The organism is Streptomyces sp. NPDC002889 (assembly GCF_042888425.1).
In the GTDB taxonomy this organism is placed as follows: Bacteria; Actinomycetota; Actinomycetes; order Streptomycetales; family Streptomycetaceae; genus Streptomyces.
In genome coordinates this window covers 58,405-80,556 of the sequence record NZ_JBIAPT010000022.1, presented here as the reverse complement: position 1 = coordinate 80,556, position 22,152 = coordinate 58,405, and the positions used below count along the sequence as shown (strand labels likewise).

Sequence of the window (22,152 nt, the reverse complement as noted above, 5' to 3'; positions counted from 1 at the left end):
ACCACGCGGGATGCGGATTTCATCCCTCCGCAACAAATACGGGTCTCGGGTCCTACGACCGAGAGAAGCGTGCGCACGTTCGAGTGACGAGTGCACTGTCGTCCCTTATTCAACCGAGTCTTCACATCACCTCCTCCGACACCGGCTTTGAGCGCTACGGTTCACTTCGTGCGCACTCAGAGTGCGACCTACGTCACAGATCGACGTGTTGCGGCCGCTTTGGCGTGCCCTGATACGGCTGCATGTCTGGGGGACTGCATGCATGAAATGGCCAAGGGTGCCAATGTCGGCCTGGCGGCCCTGAGTGATGACGCCGGTGCCGTGATCGTCAGTCTGCGCTGGAGCAGCGCCGCAGGGGACGGCGACGCCGATGTGTCCGTACTTCTGCTGGACGGCAAGGGCAAAGTGCGCAGCGACGCGGACTTCTTCTTCTACAACCATCCCGCCGCGCCGGACGGCAGCGTGCAGTTGCTGGGCAAGAAGCCGACCGACAGCGGCAACGAGGACCGCATCAGCCTCGATCTGACCGCGGTACCGTCGGATGTCGAGCGCATCGTCGTGGCCGCGAGTCAGTACGGCGGCTCCACCTTCGGGCAGTTGGACGACCTGCGGGTCACCGTCACCGATCGCACGGGCGAGGCCCTGCTCGGGTTCTCCATCACCGACGCGGGTGTGGAGAGCGCCTTCATCTTCGGCGAGCTGTACCGGCGGGCCGACGAGTGGAAGTTCCGGGCGATCGGGCAGGGCTACGAGACCGGGTTGGCGGGACTGGCTACGGACTTCGGGATCGACGTCGACGAAGGCGAGGCCGAAGTCGAAGGTGAAGCCGGGACCGAGACGGGTCAGGTACCTGCCGGGCCGGACCGGACGCCCGAGGCGGAGTCCACCTGTCCCTCCACCGTCCCGTCTGCGGTGTCCGTCCCCGCCCAGGCCGTCCGGTCCCCGCAGACCGCCCCCGCCCAGCCGCCGCCGAAGACGACGCCGGCTCGGGCCCACAGACCTCGTACCGCGAAGAAGAAGATCACGCTGCCCAGGTCGGCCAGACCGTCTCTCGCGGAGAACGATTCCTGGAGGCCTGCGCGGCTCTTTCCCGCGCCGTCACTCAAAAGCGACAGGGAAAGGGAACTCAGGGCCACGTCCGTTCTGCTCTCCGTGATGGCCGAGGTGCCTGAGTTCGGGCGTCGGCTCACAGCCGCCTTCGGGGCGCCCGCGGGACGCATGCAGACGTTCGTCGAGGTCACGTTGCCGCACGGAGACTCCCCCAAGCGTCCGGACGGTGTGATCAGGGTAGAGCGGGCGGGCAAGCTGTGGACCGCTCTGGTCGAGACGAAGACCAACGGAAACCAGCTGCGTCCTGAGCAGGTCCAGAACTACATGGACATCGCCGCCCGCCGCGGCTACGAGGTGGTGATCACGCTCTCCAACGACGTTGCCCTCGAGGGCAGTCCGCTGGTCGACGTCAAGACCGACGGCCGGCGCAAGCACAAGGTCAGCCTGTGGCACCTGTCCTGGGCCGAGGTCACCCATCAGGCACAGATGCTGATCAGCCACGAGGGCGTCGGCAACGCAGCCCATGCGTGGCTTCTGCAGGAGCTCCTCCACTACCTCCAGCACGAGAACTCCGGCTGCCACGGTTTCCAGAACATGGGCCCGGCCTGGGTGCCGGTACGCAACGGCATCGAGACGGAGACACTCTGCCAGGGCGACCGGCGTGCGGTGGAGGTCGTGGAAAGCTGGGAGAGGCTCATCCGGCAGGTGTGCCTTCGCCTGGGCGGCGAGCTCGGCCAGAAGGCCCTGCCGGTACAGCGCGCCAAGCGCGGCACCGATCCGCACACCCGTCGGGTGGCGCTCGCCGACCAGCTGTGCGAGGAGGGCCGGCTGGCGGCGGAATTGCGCATCGACGGCACGCCCGGCGTCCTCGGGATCGTGGCCGACCTGAGGACCAGCAAACTGCGCACGTCCGTCGACGTCCAGGCTCCGGCGGGCAGTTATCCCCTCACCTCGGCCAAGCGCCTGCTCCGCCTGCTCGCCGAGGCACCGGCGGACCTTCATGTGCAGACTCTCGTCGAGGACGGCAGGGGACCGCGCGGCACCCTGGAGCGGCTGCGCCCCGAACCGGCCGACATGCTCCCGAGGGACGGTTCGCGCATCACCGGCTTTCGGCTTTCCCTGCTCAAGGGCATGGGCGCGACTCGCGGCAGCGCGGAATCGGGATTCATCCGCAGTGTCGACGACGCGGTGGACCGCTTCTACGCGAATGTCGTCTCCCACCTGCCTGCTGTCGACCGGCGTCTGGACAGTCAGGTCTAGGACCGGCCGGCCGCGCAGGGCGGGGACGTGCCCGCGCTCGCCGCGCGCAGCGGGGGGTGGATCCCGACGACATCGGGGGCGAGTGGAGGGACCGGTGACCGTTCGGCGATGACTTCCGGTGGGGAAGGGAGTCTCCCCTGTACCCGACAAGGATGGGAGTGGGAGCCATGGCCGGCGACGAAGAACAGATCCGGACCTTGATCGAGCAGTGGGCCACAGCGGTCCACAAGGGCGACCTGGACGGGGTCCTGGCGGATCACGCCGACGACATCGTGATGTTCGACGTACCGCCGCCCCACGAGGGTGTCCGCGGCAGCGACGCCTACCGCGAGACGTGGCCGCCCTTCTTCGCTTGGCAGGCGCAGGGTGCCTCGTTCGAGATCCTGTCCCTCGAGGTCACCGCGGGCGACGACATCGCTTTCGCCCATGCCCTGCTGCGCTGCGGGACTCCGCAGGAGCTCGCCGAGCACCCGGAGCAGCGCCTGCGGCTCACCGTCGGGCTGCGCAAGGAGCAGGGCCGATGGGTCGTCTCGCACGAACATCACTCGTTCGCCGATACCACCGTCGTGGAGGCCGTCCGACCCGGCTGAAAAGAGCCCGGCCCCGCCGTCCCGGGGGAGAAACGGCGGGGCCGGGCGGTCAGGTGGTCACAGCGCCCCGGGGGTCACACATGCGTCGGGGCGAACATCCGCAGCAGCGCCGGGAGCACGACGACCGACGGGCCGGGCTCGGCGAAGGCCTTCTCCAGGTCCTCCGTCAGCGTCTCGACGCTCGTGCGCGTCGCCGGGACGCCGAAGGACTCGGCGAGCGCGACGAAGTCCGGGCGGGACAGTTCCGTCGCCGTCGCCTCGCCGAACGTGTCCGTCATGTACTCGCGCAGGATGCCGTAGCCGCCGTCGTCCACGATCAGCCAGGTGACCGGCAGGTCGTACTGGCGGGCCGTGGCGAGCTCGGCGATCGAGTACATCGCTCCGCCGTCGCCGGAGACCGCGAGCACCGGACGCGTGCGGTCGGCCGCGGCCGCGCCCAGCGCCGCCGGGAAGCCGTAGCCGAGGCCACCGGCGCCCTGGGCGGAGTGCATCGTGTTCGGGTGGCGGGCGTCGAACGCCGACCAGGCCCAGTACGCCAGGATCGTCATGTCCCAGAAGCTGGGGGCCGTGTCCGGCAGGGCCTCGCGGACCGAGGCCAGCACCCGCTGTTCCAGAGTGAGGTCCTGGGACCGGATACGGTCCCGGACCTTGGCGAGCACGTCACGTACGGCATCGGCCGCCGTCGCGTCCTCGCGTGCCTCGACCGTCTCCAGCAGTGCCGACAGCGCAAGGCGCGCGTCGGCGTGGATGCCGAGGCCCGCGTGGTTGGACTCCAGCTTGCCGAGGTCCGCCTCGATCTGGACGACCCGGCCGCGCGGGGCGAACGTGTGGTAGTTCGAGGACAGTTCGCCCAGGCCCGAGCCGACCACGAGCAGCACGTCCGCCGCCTCGAGGAAGTCCGTGGTGTGACGGTCCTCCAGCCAGGACTGGAGGGACAGCGGGTGCTCCCAGGGGAACGCGCCCTTGCCGCCGAAGGTGGTGACGACCGGCGCGTCGATCTTCTCGGCGAGCGCGAGCAGCTTGCCGGCCGCGTCGGAGCGTACGACCCCGCCGCCCGCGATGATCACCGGCCGGGAGGCGTTGGACAGCAGATGGGCTGCGACCGCGGTCAGTTCGGGGCGCGGTACGACCTCGTCCGGGGTCGCGTCCATGGCCGTGACGACGGGCAGGGTCGTCTCGGCCAGCAGGACGTCCTGCGGGATCTCGATCCAGACCGGCCCGTGCGGGGCGGTGAGCGCCGATTCCCAGGCCGCGGCGATCGCCGAGGGAATCTGGGAGGCGGTGCGCACGGTGTGCACGGACTTCACGATGTCGCGGAACGAGGCCTGCTGGTCGCGCAGTTCGTGCAGGTAACCGTGTCGGCCGCCGCCCAGCCCCGCGGTGGGGACCTGGCTGCCGATGGCGAGCACGGGCGCGGAGGCGGCGGCCGCCTCCTGCAGCGCGGCCAGCGACATGAGCGCACCGGGTCCGGTGGACAGCAGCAGCGGGGCGGCCTGGCCGGTGATCCGCCCGTAGGCGTCGGCGGCGAAGCCCGCGTTGTTCTCGACCCGCAGCCCGACGTAGTCGAGCTGCGAGCGGCGCAGGGCGTCGAACATGCCGAGCGCGTGCTGGCCGGGAAGGCCGAAGATGGTGGTCGCGCCGAGGCCTTCGAGGGTCTCGACGACCAGGTCGCCGCCGTTGCGGCCGGCCGGCGGGGCGAGTGCCGCCGCGGTCTGTGCCTCGGTGGGGCGCAGTACGAGGTCGTGGTCGTGCGTCACTTGGCCCCGCCCGTCTCACGCGCCGCGGCGATCTGGCGGGACATGATCGTGGTCAGCTCGTACGCCGTGTGGGACGCGGCGACCGAGGTGATCTCCGCGTGGTCGTAGGCCGGGGCGACCTCGACGACGTCCGCCGAGACGAGGTTGCAGGAGGCCAGACCGCGCAGGATCTCCAGGAGCTCCCGGGAGGTCATGCCGCCCGCCTCGGGGGTACCGGTGCCCGGGGCGTGGGCCGGGTCGAGGCAGTCGATGTCGATGGAGATGTAGAGGGGGCGGTCGCCGATGCGCCGGCGCAGCTGGTCGGCGACCTCGTCGGCGCCACGGCGGTAGACGTCCGCCGAGGTCACGATGCCGAAGCCCATCTTCTCGTCGTCGGTCAGGTCCTGCTTGCCGTAGAGCGGCCCGCGGATACCGACGTGGGAGAGCGCCTCGGTGTCGAGGATGCCCTCCTCCACCGCGCGCCGGAAGGGCGTGCCGTGGGTGTACTCGGCACCGAAGTACGTGTCCCAGGTGTCGAGATGGGCGTCGAAGTGCAGCAGGGCGACCGGGCCGTGCTTCTTGGCGACCGAGCGCAGCAGCGGCAGCGCGATGGTGTGGTCGCCGCCGAGCGTCATCAGCCGGGCGCCGGTGCCGAGGAGATCGTCGGCCGCGGCCTCGATGGTCTCGACGGCCTCATTGATGTTGAACGGGTTGGCCGCGATGTCGCCCGCGTCCGCCACCTGGGCGAGTGCGAAGGGCGAGGCGTCCTGCGCCGGGTTGTACGGGCGCAGGAGCCTCGACGCCTCGCGGATCGCATTGCCGCCGAAGCGCGCACCGGGACGGTAGGAGACCCCGGCGTCGAAGGGAACGCCGACCACGGCGACGTCGGTGGTGCCGACCTCGTCGAGCCTGGGCAGCCGGGCGAACGTCGCGGGTCCGGCGTACCGCGGGACACGGGACGAGTCGATCGGACCGCGCGGCGTGTCGTTGCTGCTCATGTGAATTTCCTTCTTCCTACACTTCGATGCGTTTTACGACTTTAGCTCTGCACGGCGGCGGGCTCGCCCGCGCCCTCGAGCCGGGCCTCGTCCTCGGCGTCCGCCTCATGGCCGCGTCCCGCGAGGCGCTCGCGCCAGTGGGCGAGGACCGCCTCGTCCGTCGGGCGGGTGGCCAGGCTGACGACCACGTACGCGGCGAGGGACAGGAGCAGGCCGTAGTAGACAGGCTCGTTGGCGAGGATGCCGTACTTCCACATCAGGCCGATGACCGCGAGGCCGCCGGCGACGACGGCGGACAGCGCGCCGTACACGGTGCCGCGCTTCCAGAGCAGTCCGCCGAGGATCGGGACCAGCAGTCCGCCGACGAGCAGGTTGTAGGCGACGGTCAGCGCCTCGATCACGTTGTTGAGCGCGATCGCGATGCAGATGACGGCGATGCCCATCAGCAGGATGAAGGCCCGGTTGCCCTTGACCTCGTCGTGCTCCCGGCCGTCGGCCCGGGGGGTGACGGCGCCGCGCAGGCGCGCCCAGATGTCGTTGTTGGCGACGGTGGCGCAGGCGATCAGGGCGCCGGAGGAGGTGGACATCACCGCGGCGAGCGCGGCGGCCAGGACCAGGCCCCGGACACCCATGGGGAGTTCGTCCTTGACGATGGTGGCGAAGGCGTCGTCCGCGTTGGGGAGCTTCGGGTAGAGGACCTTGGCCGCGGTGCCGATGACGGCGCCGGCGAGCGCGTACACCAGGCAGTACGTACCGGCGACGGTGCCGCCCCACTTGGCCGTGCGGTCGCTGCGCGCGGTGAACACGCGCTGCCAGATGTCCTGCCCGATCAGCATGCCGAAGGTGTAGATGAGGACATAGGTGAAGATCGTCTCGCCGCCGATGCCGAGCGGGGTGAAGTACTCGGTGGGCAGCTGGGCCTTCATCTCGGCGAAGCCGCCGGCCTTGATCACGGCGATGGGCAGCAGCAGGAGCAGCACACCGACCGTCTTGACGACGAACTGCACCATGTCGGTGATGGTGATCGACCACATGCCGCCGAGCGTGGAGTAGGCGACGACGATCGAGCCGCCGAGGATGATCGCGACGGGCTTCTGCATGTCGAAGAGGACGTCGAAGATCGTGGCGTACGCGAGGGTCGAGGTGACCGCGAGCATCAGGGTGTACGCCCACATCACGACACCGGTGATCAGTCCGGCCTTGCCGCCGTAGCGCAGGTCGAGCATCTCGGAGACGGTGTAGACCTTCAGCCGGGCGATGCGCGCGGAGAAGAAGACGCTCAGTGCGAGCAGGCCCAGACCGATGGTGAAGACCATCCAGGCGCCGGAGAGGCCGTACTTGTAGCCGAGGCCGACGCCGCCGATGGTGGATGCACCGCCGAGGACGATGGCGGCCATCGTGCCGGAGTACATCCAGGGGCCGAGCCGGCGGCCCGCCACCAGGAACTCACTCTTGGACTTGGCGCGGCGCATGCCCCACCAGCCCATGCCGAGCATGCCGGCCAGATAGACGACGATCACTGCATAGTCGACAGCCATCGGCATTCCTTTCGTCTCGTCCCCCGGGTCCTCGGACCAGTGCGTGAGCACTGCTGTTGGGCACCGACGGTAGGTGGCCTGAAAGCGACGTAGAAGTGTACGTTTTATCTACTCTTCACCACGTCAATGGATGGATCGTCCATGCCGGAGCCCACAGCAGCCCCGCCCACCCCACCGATCCCGCTGGCTTCGCTGCTGGCCGGCCCGGAACTCGGACTGCGCCGGATCGCCGGCCCGCGGGACGGGGACGAAGTGGTCATCCATATGGTGCATACGTCCGAAATGGCGGATCCCTATCCGTATCTGCTCGGCGGTGAGCTTCTGCTGAGCGCGGGCGTCCTGCTGAAGGACCCCGACCGCTACGTTTCGCGCATCGTGCAGGCGGGTGCGGCGGCGCTCGGCTTCGGGGTGGCGCCGGTGCACGACACGGTGCCGGCCGAACTGATCGAGGCGTGCGACCGGCATGGGCTGCCGCTGATCGAGGTGCCGGCGCGGACGACGTTCACCGCGGTCGCACGTGCAGTGTGGCGGCTGATGGCGGAGGCCCGGCACCGCGAACTGCGCCGGGTGACCCAGGCCCAGCAGGGCCTTGCCGCCGCGGCTGCCCGGCCGGACCCGGTCCCGGCGGTGCTGCACCAGCTGGCGGCACGGCTGGAGGGCTGGGCGGTCCTGCTCGGCCCGGACGGCACCCAGCTCCATGCGGCGGGCCGCGCGCAGACCCCCGAGGCGGTGGCGGGCATCGCTCGCCTGGCCCGGGTGGTGAACCCCTCGCAGTCGGCGGACTCCCCGGCCGGTCAGGGACCGGCACCCCGCCCGGCACCGTCGTCGGCTACGGACACGGTGACCTCGCCGGGAGCGGCCGGGACGTCGACCCCGGCGGAGGGCGCCGCAACGGGGTCCGCGTCGGGGACCGAGCCGTCCGCCGGGCCCGCGTCCCACGCCGGGAACGCCGGGACCTCCACCGGGACCCCGCCCCGGACCACCGCAGGCGCGACCGGGTCCGGGGCGCCCTCCGTCACCCACCTCGCCGCGTACGCCCTCGGCGGTAACCAGGGGCTGGTGCTCGGGCTCGCCGCACCCGCGCGGGAAGCCGGGGATCACACCGTCGCCGGGGTCGCCGTCGTCCTTCTCTCCCTGCTCACCGCCCCGCATCAGGGCACCGAGGCCACCGACCGCAGCACCGCGCTCGTACGGCTGCTGCTCGGCGCGAGCCCCGCCGAGGCCGCCGAGCTGCTCGGCCCCGGCCCGTGGACCGTGGTCCATGCGCGCGGCGGCCGCGGCACCCCGTTCGCCGCCGCGGCGCTCGGCGCCGCGCTCGGCAGCGCGCTCGTCGACCCGGACGCGGACGGTGACGTACGGATCCTGCTCCCGGCCGGCCGCGACGTGGCCGCGCAGCCGGGCTGGGCGCTGGGGGTGAGCGCCCCCGCGGGGCCCGACGAGCTGGCCGCCGCCGACACCCAGGCCGCGCGGGCGGTGCGCCGGGCGGCCGCTACCCGGGCCGATGTGGTCGGACACCGGGAGACCACCCTGACCGGGCTGCCCTCCCCGGACGAGGCGCGGCTGCGCCTCGCACCCCTGCGCGACTCCCCCGCGCTCATCGAGACCCTGCACACCTGGCTGTCCCTGCACGGCAGTTGGGACCGCACCGCCACGGCGCTGGAGGTCCACCGCAACACGGTGCGCCAGCGCATCGCCCGATGCGCGGCTCTCCTGGACGACGATCTGGACGACCCGGACGCGCGGATGGAGCTCTGGTTCGCGCTGCGGTACAGGTGAAGTACCGGGACGTGCATCCATCCGTAGGAACTCCACCACCGCCGCTCCCGAAAACTGTCACGGCGACCACAAGTGCCCTCATCCATCAGGGGTGTTGAATCTCTGCATGGCCACCATCGCCGACGGTTCCGCACCCGTCCCCACGGATGAGCCCTCGCTCTTGCTGCGAGCCGAGATCAAGCGACTGCGCGAAGAAGCGGCCCGTATGCACGCTCTTGCCCACCGGCGGGCCGACTTCTGGGCCAAGGCCGACATAGCCCTGGGCTTCCCCGCCGCCCTCCTCGCCGGCATCGCCGGAGCCGCGGGCCTGGCCACGGCCGACGCCCGCATCCCCGCGGCCCTGATCGCCCTGGCCTCCGCGAGCTTCGGGGCGGGCGCGGGCTTCCTCCGCAGCGGCAGACGCTGCCTGGGCAACAAGCGCGCCCGCGCGGCATGGGCCCGGCTGGAGGGCGCGGCCACTGTGAAGCTGTCCCAGGACCACCTGCGTCCCGAGGACCTCGCCGACCTGCTGGAACTCCGCCAGGCCGCGCTCGGCGCATACGAGGCGGACGAGCCACAGGGACCCCCGCCCCCGGCAATCACGGCCTGACCCGAACCCAACGTCCTCAGGCCCGCCCTGGGCTCATGCCTCAGCCGATGGGGGCACTCCGCGCGCCTGCCCCAGCAACCGCCGGAAGCCCGCAGCGTGCCCGGGCGTCGGCCGCTCGCCCAGTCCCGGCCCACCCGCGAAGCACTTGTGGCGGGCACTGACACGCACACTCAGCGCCAGGCCGCCGAACGGCAAGCCGGTCGCGCTCGCGAGGGCCTGTGGGACACGGTCAGCGGCGATGGTGGTCACCCGACTTCTTCCCACCGGGGCCCACGAGCGTGCCCCTTGTCACCCCTGGACAGCGCTCGCGCTGCGCGGGCAGTGATCGCGAGGGGTCGCCTGTGACGAGCGCGACCGCATCGGAATCTGGACAGCCCTGGTGACCACCCGGTAACTTCTGCTGAGCAAGCGCTTAGACATCGCAGCGTATCCACACAGTCACGAGGAGGCGTCCGTGCGCCGTACCGTTTTCAACGAGGACCACGAGGCGTTCCGGGAGACCATCCGGGCCTTCATCGAGGCCGAGGTCGTTCCGGTCTACGACGAGTGGTTCGCGGCCGGCCAGGCGCCCCGCGATTTCTACTACAAGCTCGGTGAGCTGGGCGTCTTCGGCATCCGGGTCGAGGAGGAGTTCGGCGGCGCCGGCATCGAGTCGCACAAGTACGAGGCCGTGATGTACGAGGAGACCGCCCGCGCGGGCGTCAACTTCGGCGGCTCCGGCGTGCACGTGCTGCTGGGCCTGCCCTACATCCAGCTGCTCGCCAACGACGAGCAGAAGAAGCGCTACCTGCCCAAGTTCGTCACCGGCGAGGAGATGTGGGCGCTGGCGATGACCGAGCCGGGCACCGGCTCCGACGTCGCGGGCATGAAGACCACGGCCAAGCTCTCGGACGACGGCACGCACTACGTCCTCAACGGCGCCAAGACCTTCATCACCGGCGGTGTGCACGCCGACCGTGTCGTCGTGTGTGCCCGTACCTCCGCGCCGCGCGAGGACGACCGCCGCTTCGGCATCTCCCTGTTCGCCGTGGACACCAAGTCCGCGGGCTACTCCGTCGGCCGCAAGCTGGACAAGCTCGGCCTGAAGACCTCCGACACCGCCGAGCTGGCCTTCGTCGACGTCAAGGTCCCGGTCGAGGACCTGCTCGGCGAGGAGAACAAGGGCTTCTACTACCTCGGCGCGAACCTGCCCTCCGAGCGCTGGGGCATCGCGTTCGGCGCGTACGCACAGGCCAAGGCGGCCGTCCGGTTCGCCCAGCAGTACGTGCAGGACCGCACGGTCTTCGGCAAGCCGGTCGCGCACTTCCAGAACACCAAGTTCGAGCTGGCCGCCTGCCAGGCCGAGGTGGACGCCGCCGAGGCCGTGGCCGACCGCGCGCTGGAGGCCCTGGACGCCGGTGAGCTGACGCCTGCCGAGGCCGCGTCCGCGAAGCTGTTCTGCACCGAGGTCGCCCACCGCGTCATCGACCGGTGCCTGCAGCTGCACGGCGGCTACGGCTACATGAACGAGTACCCGATCGCCCGCCTCTACGCCGACAACCGCGTCAACCGGATCTACGGCGGCACCAGCGAGGTCATGAAGTCGATCATCGCCAAGGACATGGGCCTGTAAGCGGAACTCAGTACGTTCCTTCCATGAGCACAGCACTTGACGATCTGCTCGATCTGCTCGACCTGGAGCAGATCGAGCAGAACATCTTCCGGGGCCGCTCCCGCTCCGCCGTCGTCCCTCGGGTCTTCGGCGGGCAGGTGGCGGCCCAGGCACTGGTGGCCGCGGGCCGCACCGTCCCCGAGGACCGTACGGCCCACTCACTGCACGCGTACTTCCTGCGCATGGGCGACCCGGGCGCGCCGATCGTCTACACGGTCGACCGCATCCGGGACGGCCGCTCCTTCACCACGCGCCGGGTCGTGGCCGTGCAGCACGGTGCGCCGATCTTCCATCTCTCGGCTTCCTTCCAGACGTACGAGGAAGGCCTCGAGCACCAGGCGGACATGCCGCCCGCGCCCGCCCCGGAGACGCTGCCGACGGCGGCCGAGCTCCTGCCGCGGTACGCCGACCGTTTCGCCGACCCGCGCATGGTGGACCGGATGCTGGAGGCGCGGGCCGCGGTCGATCTGCGCTATGTGGACACCCCGCCGTTCGGCGACTTCGGCACGCCGCGCGAGCCGCGCTCGCAGGTCTGGTTCCGCACCCAGGGCAAGCTCGCCGACGACCCGCTGCTGCACGTCTGTCTGGCGACCTATGTCTCCGACATGACCCTGCTGGACTCGGTGCTGCTCGCGCACGGCCGGGGCGGCTGGACGGTCGGCGATGTGGTCGGCGCGTCACTGGACCACGCCATGTGGTTCCACAGGCCCTTCCGGGCGGACGAATGGCTGCTGTACGACCAGGAGTCGCCGTCGTCGTCGGGCGGCCGGGGCCTGGGCCAGGCACGGATCTACACCCAGGACGGGCAGCTCGCGATCTCCGTGATCCAGGAAGGCGTGGTCCGCGTCCCGCACGCCTCGTCCTGACGCTCGGGCAACCGACATGCGTGCTCGGCGCCGCCGTCCGACCTTCGCCGTGCTCGTCACCGAGCAGGTGGAGGTCGCGGGCCGCGGAGGCCACGCGCCGCAGATCGCGCTGCGCTGCGCGGAGTTCGGGCTCCTGGCGGGCGGCGCGTACTGCGTCGTGCGCGGCCGGTGGCGCGGCTGACAGGCCATCGCGAGACCAGGCAGCAGCGGGTGCGCGCTGATCACCAGGAGGCCGGCGTCGGCAACGGCAGCACCGCCTCGAGGGTGAAGCCACCGTCCGGCCTCGGGGCCGTGGTGAGGGTGCCGCCGAGGGCCGCCGTGCGGACCCTGAGCCCCGGAAGACCCTGGCCGCCCCCGAGTTCGGGGCGTGGACCGGGCACGGACGGTGGCCCGTTGTGGACGCAGATGTGCAGGGCGTCAGGTGTGTAGCGCACCGCGACATCGGCCCGGGCACCCGGCGCGTGCCGGCGCACGTTCGTCAGTGCCTCCTGGACGATGCGGTACGCGGTGTGCTGGATCTCCGGCGGGCAGTCCGCGAGGTCCACTCGGGCGAGGTCCGCGCGTACGCCGTCGCCCGCGGCCACGACAAGTTCGGGGAGCTGCGCCAGGCCCGGTGTCTCGTGGCGGATCGCCTGGCGCAGGCCGGCCGATGCGTGCCTGCTCAGCTCGCCAAGCGCCTCGGCCTCCAGGCGGAAGCCGGGGGAGTTCTCCGCCGCCGCGGCGAGTGCGGTGCAGCGAAGGCTGATGAGGCTGAGGTGGTGGGCCGCGGTGTCGTGGACGTCCCGGGCCAGCCGTTCACGCTCCCTCAGCGCGGCCTGTTCAGCGGCGTACCGGCGCTCGCGTTCCCGGGAGAGCGCCAGGTCGGCGAGGCGGGCGGCGAGTTCCGAGCGCGCCCGGCCGAGAGCGCCGAGCGCCGCGGGGGCGACCGCGAGCAGCCCGGCCAGCAGGACGCCGAGGGTGGTGTCAGGGAGCGTCCAGGCGTATCCGCCGAGGTCCCGCCACGGGACGAAGGCGACGACCGCGACGGCGGCCGACCCGGCGATCACCTCGCCTCGACGGCGCTCGGAGGCGGCGAGTGCGTGCAGCGCGCACATCGCGGGCAGCCACAGCACGCCGGTGGCGAGGGTGGGCAGCGTGAGAGCGAGAACTGTCCGGGGGAAGCGCCTGCGCAGGACGAGGACGACCGCAACGACGAGCGCGCCGGCGAACATCCGGTCCTCCAGCCAGTGCCGGGTCGCCAGTGCCTCGACGGCGGCGACGGCGACGACAAGCGCTTCGACCGCCCAGCGGCGGGCGGTCATCCTGAACCTTGCCCGGCAGCGGATCGGTGGACCACGGTGGCCAGGCCCACCCGACTGGTGACGGCGAGCTTCCGCTTCAGCGCCCCGATGTGGGTCTTGACCGTGGTCACGCCCATGCCGAGGTGGGTGGCTATGTCGGTGTTGGGCAGTCCGGCCGCGATCAGAACGAGCACCTCGCGTTCGCGGTCGGTGAGCCCTGCCAGCCCGTCGGACGCGTCGGGGGCGGGCGTCGGCGCCGAGCCGGCGTACCGGGCGAGGACGGCCGCGCTGCCTGGCGGTGTGCAGATGACGCCACCTGCTGCGAGCAGCCGCACGGCGTCGACGAACAGCCGCGGCTCGGTGCTCTTGAGCAGAAACCCGGAGGCACCGCCCCGCAGCGTGCGCTCGACGTGGTCGGCCCGGTCGAGGGCGGTGAGCATGGCCACGACGGGCGGCCGGGAAAGAGCGCGCAGGCGGCGCAGCACGTCCAGGCCGCCGACGGACGGCATGTCGATGTCCAGCAGCACCACGTCGGGGGCGAGCCGCCGGACCGCGTCGACCGCGTCGGGGCCGTCGCAGGTCCCCACGACCGTGATCGCGTCGGCGGCGTCGAGGATGCGCTGCAGTGCGGCGCGTACGAGCTCCTCGTCGTCGACGACGAGCACACGCACCGGCGGCCTCAAGTCGTAGAGCAAAGGTCGTCCTGTGGTGTGAGCGATGTGGTGCCTGGGACTGCGAGCCTGGATGCAGATCCTAGGACGCCACAAGCGCCCACCGGGATACCCGGGGCTCGACCGAACTTCCGGGACTTCGCTGCACGGGCCGCCGGGCTCGCCCGCGAAGGGGATTCGTATGCGGTGCCACCGGCCGAGGAGGAACCGTCGTACACCGATGAATCGGCATACGACGCGGCCCGGACCGCCGCCCGGGTGACACACCGTCTGCGCCCGGGCGGTGTGGCCCGCCGGAATCGTACAGAGCACCGGGACCGTCGCCGTTACTGAGCCGCTACCGGGCCGTGGCGGTGGCATCGCGGTCGCTCAGCCCTCGCCGCCTCGGCAGAGGGCGAGTGGGCGGTCCGGCCGACGTGCGGACCGCCGTCAGGAGCAAGCCCGCCCATGCGGCGGGGGTGAGCCCTTCCGAGTGACGTCCCCCATGGGTCACTCGGAGGAGCTGAGTCCCGCCGCGTCCAGCAGGTAGGCCGTCATGGGGTCGTAGAAGCGCGGGTCGGTGACATGGTCGTCGAGCGGGACCGTCACCTGGAGGGTCCCCTCGGCCTCGCCGATGAACAGCGCGGGGTCGTTGCTGTCCGCGTACCCGACGGAATCCAGACCGCGCTGCCCCGCGCAGCCGGCCCATCCGTGGTCGGCGACGACGAGATCCGGCTGTGGTCTGCCCTCACGCTCCAGCCCGTCCAGGATCGCGGCCATGGGCGCGGGCGAATGGGTGTGCCACAAGGTCGCGCCGCGCTCCAGCACGGCGACGTCGGCGAACTGGAAGACCATGCCCTCGTCGGCGGTCAGCCCGCCCGGGATCCGTACGATCTCGCACCCGGCGGCCCGCAGCGCGGCGGCGGTCTGCCGGTGCACATCCAGCAGCCCCCCGGGATGCCCGGTCGCGAACAGCACGCGCTCCTGCCCGGCGGCGGCCTTGCGCAGCCGCGCCGCCATCCGCTCCAGAGCGTCGACGGTCAGCTCCGGGTCGATCGTGTCCTGCCCGTACCGATGCTCGGGATCGTCGCTGACCCCGCACCGCTCGGCCATCACGGCCAGTACGTCCTGCTCGTCGGTCCACCGGTCCCCGAGCTCCAGCCCCAGCCAGTAGTGGCGGTCGCCGTTGGCGAGCTTGCGGTAGTGGGAGAGGTTGTTGTCGCGGGGTGTCGCGACGTCTCCGGCGATACGTGAGCGGACGAGATGATCGACAAGGGCGGCACGGCTGGGTATCGACATGAGCCCATTGTGCCGCCAGGTGCGCGCAGAGTACGCACCTTCCCGAACGGTGGGACGCGTCACGCCCGCCGCTCCCCCGGCCGACCGCACCTTCGGCGGTCATGCAGCGGCCGTCCGGACACCGAGCACGACGAGGACGCCGGTGAGCACGGCGACGACACGGGGGTGTGCATCGAGCAGCTCGGCCGGCTGCCCGGGCTGTTCGAGCCGGGAGCCGTCGGGCAGGGGGTGGTGCAGGTCGACCGGCGGACTGGTGCAAGTCATCGTGCGGAAACCGGGCCCGGGCAGCGCGCCTTACCAGCGCCGGCGTGGCGCGGACGACGGCGGTCCCGGGTCCTGATCGTCGGGGAGCACGCCGGGTGCCGGCAGCAGCGGGGAGACGGAAATGCGCCCGCCTCCCCACGGGATCCGGTCAGCGCGTGAGGGACGCGAACGCCCCGTGGGCCAGGCGGCGCAGCAGCGTTTCGGCGGCCGTCCGGCTCGGGAGGCCGTCCGTGGTGCCCAGGTGCGGGGTCGAGTTCAGGAGGCCGAACACCGCGTGGACCGCCGCGCGGGCCTCGGATTGGGGAACCTCCGGATGAAGGTCGCCCACCACCGTGACCCACAGCTCCACGTACTGCCGCTGCAGCTGACGCACCAGCTTGCGGTCGCTGTCCCGCAGCCGGTCCAGTTCCCGGTCGTGGAGCGTGATCAGCGGACGGTCGTCGAGCGCGAAGTCGATGTGGCCGTCGATCAGGGACGCCAGCACCGCCTCGGGGTCCGTGGCCGCCTCCTCCACCCGCAGCCGGCCGCCGCTCAGCAGCCGCTCGCTGATACCCACCAGCAGTTCGGCGAGCATCGCGTCCTTGCCCGCGAAGTGGCGGTACAGGCCGGGGCCGCTGATGCCGACCGCCGCGCCTATCTCGTCGACGCCCACCCCGTGGAAACCGCGCTCGGCGAAGAGGCGCGCGGCCTCCCTGAGGATCTGCTCACGGCGCGTCGGGGCCGAGGTCCTGGTGCTCATGGGAATTCATTCTAGACAGGGCTGTTAGCGGTCGTTAACCTAAGGGAAACACGTTAACGCTCATTAACCGAGCAAGGGAGCTCGAGCGATGCAGCAGGCACCAGTACTGGCGAGCGCCGCGGATCCGGCGTCCCAGGCCTGGCAGGCCAACGAGGCGGCACATCAGGAGCTCGCCGACGGCCTGCGATCCCGCCTCGCGGCGGCCCGCCTCGGCGGTGGGGAGAAGGCCCGCGCCAGGCACACCGCGCGCGGGAAGCTTCTGCCGCGCGAGCGCGTGGACACCCTTCTCGATCCCGGTTCGCCCTTCCTCGAGCTCGCCCCCCTCGCGGCCGAGGGGATGTACGAGGGGCAGGCACCGGCCGCCGGCGTGATCGCCGGTATCGGCCGGGTCAGCGGCCGCGAAGTGGTCGTCGTCGCCAACGACGCCACCGTCAAGGGCGGCACCTACTACCCGATGACGGTCAAGAAGCACCTCCGCGCCCAGGAGGTGGCCCTGGAGAACCGCCTGCCCTGCGTCTATCTCGTCGACTCCGGCGGCGCCTTCCTGCCCATGCAGGACGAGGTCTTCCCCGACCGCGAGCACTTCGGCCGGATCTTCTACAACCAGGCACGGATGTCAGGCGCCGGTATCCCCCAGATCGCGGCGGTACTCGGCTCGTGCACCGCCGGTGGCGCGTACGTCCCGGCGATGAGCGACGAGGCCGTGATCGTCCGCAACCAGGGCACGATCTTCCTCGGCGGGCCGCCCCTGGTGAAGGCCGCGACCGGCGAGGTCGTCACCGCCGAGGAGCTCGGGGGCGGCGAGGTCCACTCCCGTGTCTCCGGTGTCACCGACCACCTCGCGGAGAACGACGCCCACGCCCTGCGCATCGTGCGCAACATCGTCGCGACCCTCCCCGAGCGCGGTCCGCTGCCCTGGTCCGTCGAGCCTGCCGAGGAGCCCAAGGTCGACCCGGCCGGGCTGTACGGCGCGGTGCCGGTGGACTCGCGCACGCCGTACGACGTGCGGGAGGTGATCGCCCGGATCACCGACGGCTCCCGGTTCGCCGAGTTCAAGTCCGAGTTCGGGCAGACCCTGGTCACCGGTTTCGCCCGGATCCACGGCCACCCGGTCGGCATCGTCGCCAACAACGGCATCCTGTTCGCCGAATCCGCCCAGAAGGGCGCGCACTTCATCGAGTTGTGCGACCAGCGTGGCATCCCGCTGCTGTTCCTTCAGAACATCTCGGGCTTCATGGTCGGCAAGGACTACGAGGCCGGCGGCATCGCGAAGCACGGCGCCAAGATGGTCACGGCGGTGGCCTGCACCCGGGTGCCGAAGCTGACGGTGGTCGTCGGCGGTTCGTACGGCGCGGGGAACTACTCCATGTGCGGCCGCGCCTACAGCCCCCGCTTCCTGTGGATGTGGCCGAACGCCAAGATCTCGGTGATGGGCGGCGAGCAGGCAGCGTCCGTGCTGGCCACGGTCAAGCGTGACCAGCTCGAGGGGCGCGGCGAGCAGTGGCCCGCCGAGGCGGAGGAAGCGTTCAAGGACCCCATCCGCGCGCAGTACGAGACCCAGGGCAACGCCTACTACGCGACGGCGCGGCTGTGGGACGACGGCGTGATCGACCCGCTGGAGACCCGCCAGGTGCTGGGTCTGGCCCTGACCTCGTGCGCCAATGCCCCGCTGGGCCAAAGGGATCACACACAGCCCGGCTTCGGCGTCTTCCGGATGTGAGGGACTTCAATCCATGTTCGACACCGTTCTTGTCGCCAACCGTGGCGAGATCGCCGTACGGGTCATCCGCACCCTGCGGACGCTGGGCGTCCGCTCCGTCGCCGTGTTCAGTGACGCGGACGCCGACGCCCGCCATGTGCGCGAGGCGGACACGGCCGTCCGGATCGGCCCCGCCCCGGCCGCCGAGAGCTATCTGTCCGTCGAGCGCCTGCTGGACGCGGCGGTGCGCACCGGCGCCCAGGCCGTGCACCCCGGCTACGGCTTCCTCGCGGAGAACGCGGGCTTCGCGAACGCGTGCACCGAGGCCGGCCTGGTCTTCATCGGTCCGCCCGCCTCCGCCATCGCGCTGATGGGCGACAAGATCCGCGCCAAGGAGACGGTGCAGGCGGCCGGTGTCCCGGTGGTCCCCGGCTCCTCGGGCAGCGGTCTCACCGATGACGAACTGGCCGCGGCCGCCCGCGAGATCGGCATGCCGGTGCTGCTGAAGCCCTCCGCGGGCGGCGGCGGCAAGGGCATGCGCCTGACCCGCCTGGAGTCCGCGCTGCTCGAGGAGATCGCGGCGGCGCGGCGCGAGGCCCGGGCGTCCTTCGGTGACGACACGCTCCTCGTCGAGCGCTGGATCGACCGCCCCCGCCACATCGAGATCCAGGTACTGGCCGACGGCCACGGCAATGTGGTCCATCTCGGCGAGCGCGAGTGCTCGCTCCAGCGCCGCCACCAGAAGATCATCGAGGAGGCGCCGAGCGTCCTTCTGGACGACGCGACGCGCGCGGCGATGGGCGAGGCGGCCGTACAGGCGGCGCGCTCCTGCGGCTACCGCGGTGCGGGCACGGTGGAGTTCATCGTCCCGGGCACGGACCCGTCGCAGTACTTCTTCATGGAGATGAACACCCGTCTCCAGGTGGAGCACCCGGTCACGGAGCTCATCACGGGCCTGGACCTGGTGGAGTGGCAGCTGCGTGTCGCGGCCGGTGAGAAACTGCCGTTCGCCCAGGACGACATCACGCTCACGGGTCACGCGATCGAGGCCCGTATCTGCGCCGAGACTGTGCTCGTCAAAGACGGGTCCCGCCACTTCCTCCCCTCCGGCGGCACCGTTCTCAGGCTCCACGAGCCGCAGGGCGACGGCGTGCGCACCGACTCGGGCCTCACCGAGGGCTCGGAGGTCGGCAGTCTGTACGACCCGATGCTGTCGAAGGTCATCGCGTACGGCCCCGATCGCGCGACCGCCCTGCGCAAACTGCGCGCCGCACTGTCGGACACGGTGACGCTCGGCGTCCCGACCAACGCGGGCTTCCTGCGCCGGCTGCTGGCCCACCCGGCGGTCGTTTCGGGTGAGCTGGACACGGGCCTGGTCGAGCGGGAGGCCGACGGACTGGTCCCCGCCGACGTGCCGGACGAGGTGTACGAGGCGGCGGCGGCGGTCCGGCAGGCGGAGCTCGAGCCCCGTCCGGCCGACGGCTCCGGCGGCTGGACGGACCCGTTCTCGGTGCCGAGCGGCTGGCGGATGGGCGGCGAAGCGGCCCCGCCCTCCTTCTCGTTGCGCGTACCGGGAGCCGAGCCCGTGACGCACACGGCACGGCCGGGAGCGGCGTCCCGGGTCACAGGCGACCGGGTCGGCGTCGAGCTGCACGGCGTCACCCACACCTTCCACCGGGCCGGCCACTGGCTGGGCCGGGACGGCGACAGCTGGCACGTCATGGACTTCGACCCGGTCGAGGCCGCCCTGAGCGGGGCGGCGCGCTCGGGCGTCGACACGCTCGCGGCGCCCATGCCGGGGACGGTGACCGTCGTCAAGGTGGCCGTCGGCGACGCGGTGGCCGCCGGGCAGAGTCTGCTGGTCGTGGAGGCGATGAAGATGGAGCACGTCATCTCCGCCCCGCACGCCGGGACCGTCACCGAGCTCGATGTCACCGCCGGCACCACGGTCGCCATGGACCAGGTGCTCGCCGTGGTCACCCCGGACGAGGACCCCGCCCACGGCCCCGCCGAAAGCGAGGAGGAGAAGTGACGACGCTGCCCATGGTCGTGCCCGACAGCGGCCTGCCCGCCCGGGTGCGCATCCACGAGGTCGGCGCCCGCGACGGCCTGCAGAACGAGAAGTCGGTCGTGCCGACCGAGGTGAAGGCCGAGTTCGTCCGCCGCCTCGCCGACGCCGGCCTGACCACCATCGAGGCGACCAGTTTCGTGCACCCCAAGTGGGTGCCCCAACTGGCGGATGCGGAGCAGCTGTTCCCGCTCGTGCGGGACCTCGGGGTACGGCTTCCCGTCCTGGTGCCGAACGAGCGCGGCCTGGACCGGGCCCTCGCGCTCGGCGCCCGCGAGGTCGCCGTCTTCGCCAGCGCCACGGAGTCGTTCGCCAAGGCCAATCTCAACCGCACGGTCGACGAGGCGCTCGCCATGTTCGAGCCGGTCGTCATACGGGCGGTCGAGCAGGGCCTGAGGGTGCGCGGCTATCTGAGCATGTGCTTCGGCGACCCCTGGGAGGGCGCGGTCCCGATCGAGCAGGTCGTCCGGGTCACCAAGCACTTGGCGGACATGGGCTGTGACGAGCTGAGCCTCGGCGACACGATCGGCGTCGCCACCCCCGGTCATGTCTCCGCCCTGCTCACCGCACTGAACGAAGCGGGCGTGCCGACACGCACGATCGCCGTGCATTTCCACGACACCTACGGTCAGGCGCTCTCGAACACGCTTGCCGCGCTGCGGCACGGAGTGAGCGTCGTCGACGCATCGGCGGGCGGCCTCGGCGGCTGCCCGTATGCCAGGAGCGCGACCGGAAACCTCGCCACCGAAGACCTCGTGTGGATGCTCCACGGCCTCGGCATCGAAACAGGGGTCGACCTCGGCCGGCTCACCGCCACGAGCGCGTGGATGGCCGAACAGCTGGGGCGCCCCAGCCCCTCCCGTACCGTCCGTGCCCTCTCCCACAAGGAGTGACTCCCATGTCCCTGGACCACCGGCTCTCCGCCGAACACGAGGAACTCCGCCGTACGGTCGAGCAGTTCGCGCACGATGTGATCGCCCCGAAGATCGGCGACTTCTACGAGCGCCATGAGTTCCCGTACGAGATCGTCCGTGAGATGGGCCGCATGGGCCTGTTCGGACTGCCCTTCCCCGAGGAGTACGGCGGTATGGGCGGCGACTATCTCGCCCTCGGTATCGCCCTCGAGGAGCTGGCCCGCGTCGACTCGTCCGTGGCCATCACCCTGGAGGCGGGTGTCTCGCTCGGCGCGATGCCCGTCTACCGCTTCGGCACCGAGGAGCAGAAGCGGGAGTGGCTGCCCCGGCTGTGCTCGGGCGAGCTGCTCGGCGCCTTCGGGCTGACCGAGCCGGGCGCCGGCTCGGACGCGGGCGGCACGCGGACGACGGCCGTCCGCGACGGCGACGAGTGGGTGATCAACGGCTCCAAGTGCTTCATCACCAACTCCGGTACGGACATCACGGGCCTGGTCACGGTCACCGCGGTCACCGGCCGCACGGCCGACGGCAGCCCGCTGATCTCCTCGATCATCGTCCCCTCCGGCACCCCCGGCTTCACGGTCGCCGCGCCCTACTCCAAGGTGGGGTGGAACGCGTCGGACACCCGTGAGCTGTCCTTCTCCGACGTCCGCGTTCCGGTGGCGAACCTGCTCGGTGAGGAGGGCCGTGGGTACGCCCAGTTCCTGCGCATCCTGGACGAGGGCCGGATCGCGATCTCGGCGCTGGCGACCGGTCTCGCCCAGGGCTGTGTGGACGAGTCGGTGAAGTACGCCCATGAGCGGCATGCGTTCGGGCGGCCGATCGGTGCCAACCAGGCCATCCAGTTCAAGATCGCGGACATGGAGATGCGGGCGCACATGGCACGCGTCGGCTGGCGTGACGCGGCGTCGCGGCTGGTGCAGGGCGAGCCGTTCAAGAAGGAGGCGGCGCTCGCCAAGCTGTACTCGTCCACCGTGGCCGTGGACAACGCCCGTGAGGCCACGCAGATCCACGGCGGGTACGGCTTCATGAACGAGTACCCGGTGGCCCGTATGTGGCGGGACTCCAAGATCCTGGAGATCGGCGAGGGCACGAGCGAGGTCCAGCGGATGCTGATCGCCCGGGAGTTGGGCCTCACCGGCTGAGACGCACCAAGACTGCGCGCGGCATCCTGACGGGGCCGCG

General features: G+C 71.3%; 19 protein-coding genes. 11 read left to right on the top strand and 8 right to left on the bottom strand.

From position 1 onward, the window contains the following. Window positions 1–258 precede the first annotated feature (258 nt). Together ACFYWI_RS28970 and ACFYWI_RS28965 are read left to right on the top strand one after the other, a co-directional pair. Window positions 259–2,310, top strand: a complete 2,052-nt coding sequence (locus ACFYWI_RS28970) for a TerD family protein (protein WP_389238095.1) — start codon at window positions 259–261, stop codon at window positions 2,308–2,310. Window positions 2,311–2,477: 167 nt separating this feature from the next. Beyond that, a complete protein-coding gene (locus tag ACFYWI_RS28965; RefSeq protein ID WP_389238093.1) occupies window positions 2,478–2,900 on the top strand; it encodes a nuclear transport factor 2 family protein in 423 nt (140 codons plus the stop codon). Window positions 2,901–2,974: 74 nt separating this feature from the next. Here ACFYWI_RS28965 and ACFYWI_RS28960 read toward each other — a convergent pair whose 3' ends face one another. Genes ACFYWI_RS28960 through ACFYWI_RS28950 form a run of 3 tightly spaced genes read right to left on the bottom strand, consistent with a single transcriptional unit; the run spans window position 2,975 to window position 7,172 of the window. After that, complete coding sequence (locus ACFYWI_RS28960) at window positions 2,975–4,657, bottom strand: thiamine pyrophosphate-binding protein (RefSeq protein WP_389238091.1); 1,683 nt, start codon at window positions 4,655–4,657, stop codon at window positions 2,975–2,977. Further along, window positions 4,654–5,634: an agmatinase gene (speB, locus tag ACFYWI_RS28955; protein ID WP_389238089.1), complete on the bottom strand. Its 981-nt coding sequence runs from the start codon at window positions 5,632–5,634 to the stop codon at window positions 4,654–4,656. The genes ACFYWI_RS28960 and speB overlap by 4 nt, the downstream gene beginning before the upstream one ends. 41 nt (window positions 5,635–5,675) lie before the next feature. Next, window positions 5,676–7,172, bottom strand: a complete 1,497-nt coding sequence (locus ACFYWI_RS28950) for a sodium:solute symporter (protein ID WP_389238087.1) — start codon at window positions 7,170–7,172, stop codon at window positions 5,676–5,678. A gap of 141 nt (window positions 7,173–7,313) precedes the next feature. Here ACFYWI_RS28950 and ACFYWI_RS28945 point away from each other — a divergent pair, with 141 nt between their 5' ends. From ACFYWI_RS28945 to ACFYWI_RS28925, 5 genes are all read left to right on the top strand, one after another. Continuing rightward, complete coding sequence (locus tag ACFYWI_RS28945; protein WP_389238085.1) at window positions 7,314–8,948, top strand: PucR family transcriptional regulator ligand-binding domain-containing protein; 1,635 nt, start codon at window positions 7,314–7,316, stop codon at window positions 8,946–8,948. Between the two features lie 106 nt (window positions 8,949–9,054). Next, window positions 9,055–9,537: a hypothetical protein gene (locus ACFYWI_RS28940; protein WP_389238083.1), complete on the top strand. Its 483-nt coding sequence runs from the start codon at window positions 9,055–9,057 to the stop codon at window positions 9,535–9,537. 454 nt (window positions 9,538–9,991) lie between these two features. Beyond that, a complete protein-coding gene (locus tag ACFYWI_RS28935; RefSeq protein ID WP_389238081.1) occupies window positions 9,992–11,149 on the top strand; it encodes an acyl-CoA dehydrogenase family protein in 1,158 nt (385 codons plus the stop codon). A gap of 23 nt (window positions 11,150–11,172) precedes the next feature. Further along, window positions 11,173–12,054 carry an acyl-CoA thioesterase II gene (tesB, locus tag ACFYWI_RS28930; RefSeq protein ID WP_389238079.1) on the top strand — a complete coding sequence of 294 codons (882 nt, stop codon included), beginning with the start codon at window positions 11,173–11,175 and terminating at the stop codon, window positions 12,052–12,054. A gap of 16 nt (window positions 12,055–12,070) precedes the next feature. Continuing rightward, entirely contained in the window at window positions 12,071–12,235 is a 165-nt protein-coding gene (locus ACFYWI_RS28925) for a hypothetical protein (RefSeq protein WP_389238077.1), read from the top strand. Window positions 12,236–12,275: 40 nt separating this feature from the next. Here the strand turns inward: ACFYWI_RS28925 and ACFYWI_RS28920 are convergent, their stop codons facing one another. The 5 genes from ACFYWI_RS28920 to ACFYWI_RS28900 all read right to left on the bottom strand — a co-directional run bounded on the left by ACFYWI_RS28920 (window position 12,276) and on the right by ACFYWI_RS28900 (window position 16,286). Further along, a complete protein-coding gene (locus ACFYWI_RS28920; RefSeq protein ID WP_389238075.1) occupies window positions 12,276–13,355 on the bottom strand; it encodes a sensor histidine kinase in 1,080 nt (359 codons plus the stop codon). After that, entirely contained in the window at window positions 13,352–14,029 is a 678-nt protein-coding gene (locus ACFYWI_RS28915; RefSeq protein ID WP_389238073.1) for a response regulator, read from the bottom strand. The genes ACFYWI_RS28920 and ACFYWI_RS28915 overlap by 4 nt, the downstream gene beginning before the upstream one ends. Window positions 14,030–14,494: 465 nt before the next feature. Further along, a complete protein-coding gene (locus tag ACFYWI_RS28910; protein WP_389238071.1) occupies window positions 14,495–15,283 on the bottom strand; it encodes a phosphatase in 789 nt (262 codons plus the stop codon). Window positions 15,284–15,382: 99 nt separating this feature from the next. Beyond that, window positions 15,383–15,547, bottom strand: coding sequence for a hypothetical protein (locus tag ACFYWI_RS28905; protein ID WP_389238069.1), 165 nt, complete (start codon window positions 15,545–15,547; stop codon window positions 15,383–15,385). A 148-nt stretch (window positions 15,548–15,695) separates the two neighbouring features. Further along, the gene (locus ACFYWI_RS28900) at window positions 15,696–16,286 is read right to left on the bottom strand and encodes a TetR/AcrR family transcriptional regulator (RefSeq protein WP_389238067.1); all 591 of its coding nucleotides are present in this window, start codon (window positions 16,284–16,286) and stop codon (window positions 15,696–15,698) included. An 88-nt stretch (window positions 16,287–16,374) separates the two neighbouring features. On the opposite strand from ACFYWI_RS28900, the gene ACFYWI_RS28895 reads away from it, so the two are divergent. The 4 genes from ACFYWI_RS28895 to ACFYWI_RS28880 are packed head-to-tail and all read left to right on the top strand — an operon-like array spanning window position 16,375 to window position 22,112. Then, the gene (locus tag ACFYWI_RS28895; protein ID WP_389238065.1) at window positions 16,375–18,006 is read left to right on the top strand and encodes a carboxyl transferase domain-containing protein; all 1,632 of its coding nucleotides are present in this window, start codon (window positions 16,375–16,377) and stop codon (window positions 18,004–18,006) included. Window positions 18,007–18,019: 13 nt separating this feature from the next. Beyond that, window positions 18,020–20,017 (top strand): biotin carboxylase N-terminal domain-containing protein, encoded by a 1,998-nt coding sequence (locus ACFYWI_RS28890; RefSeq protein ID WP_389238063.1) that lies wholly within the window; start codon window positions 18,020–18,022, stop codon window positions 20,015–20,017. Window positions 20,018–20,028: 11 nt separating this feature from the next. Next, window positions 20,029–20,946, top strand: a complete 918-nt coding sequence (locus tag ACFYWI_RS28885) for a hydroxymethylglutaryl-CoA lyase (protein WP_389238180.1) — start codon at window positions 20,029–20,031, stop codon at window positions 20,944–20,946. Between the two features lie 5 nt (window positions 20,947–20,951). Next, the gene (locus ACFYWI_RS28880) at window positions 20,952–22,112 is read left to right on the top strand and encodes an acyl-CoA dehydrogenase family protein (protein ID WP_389238061.1); all 1,161 of its coding nucleotides are present in this window, start codon (window positions 20,952–20,954) and stop codon (window positions 22,110–22,112) included. Window positions 22,113–22,152 lie beyond the last annotated feature (40 nt).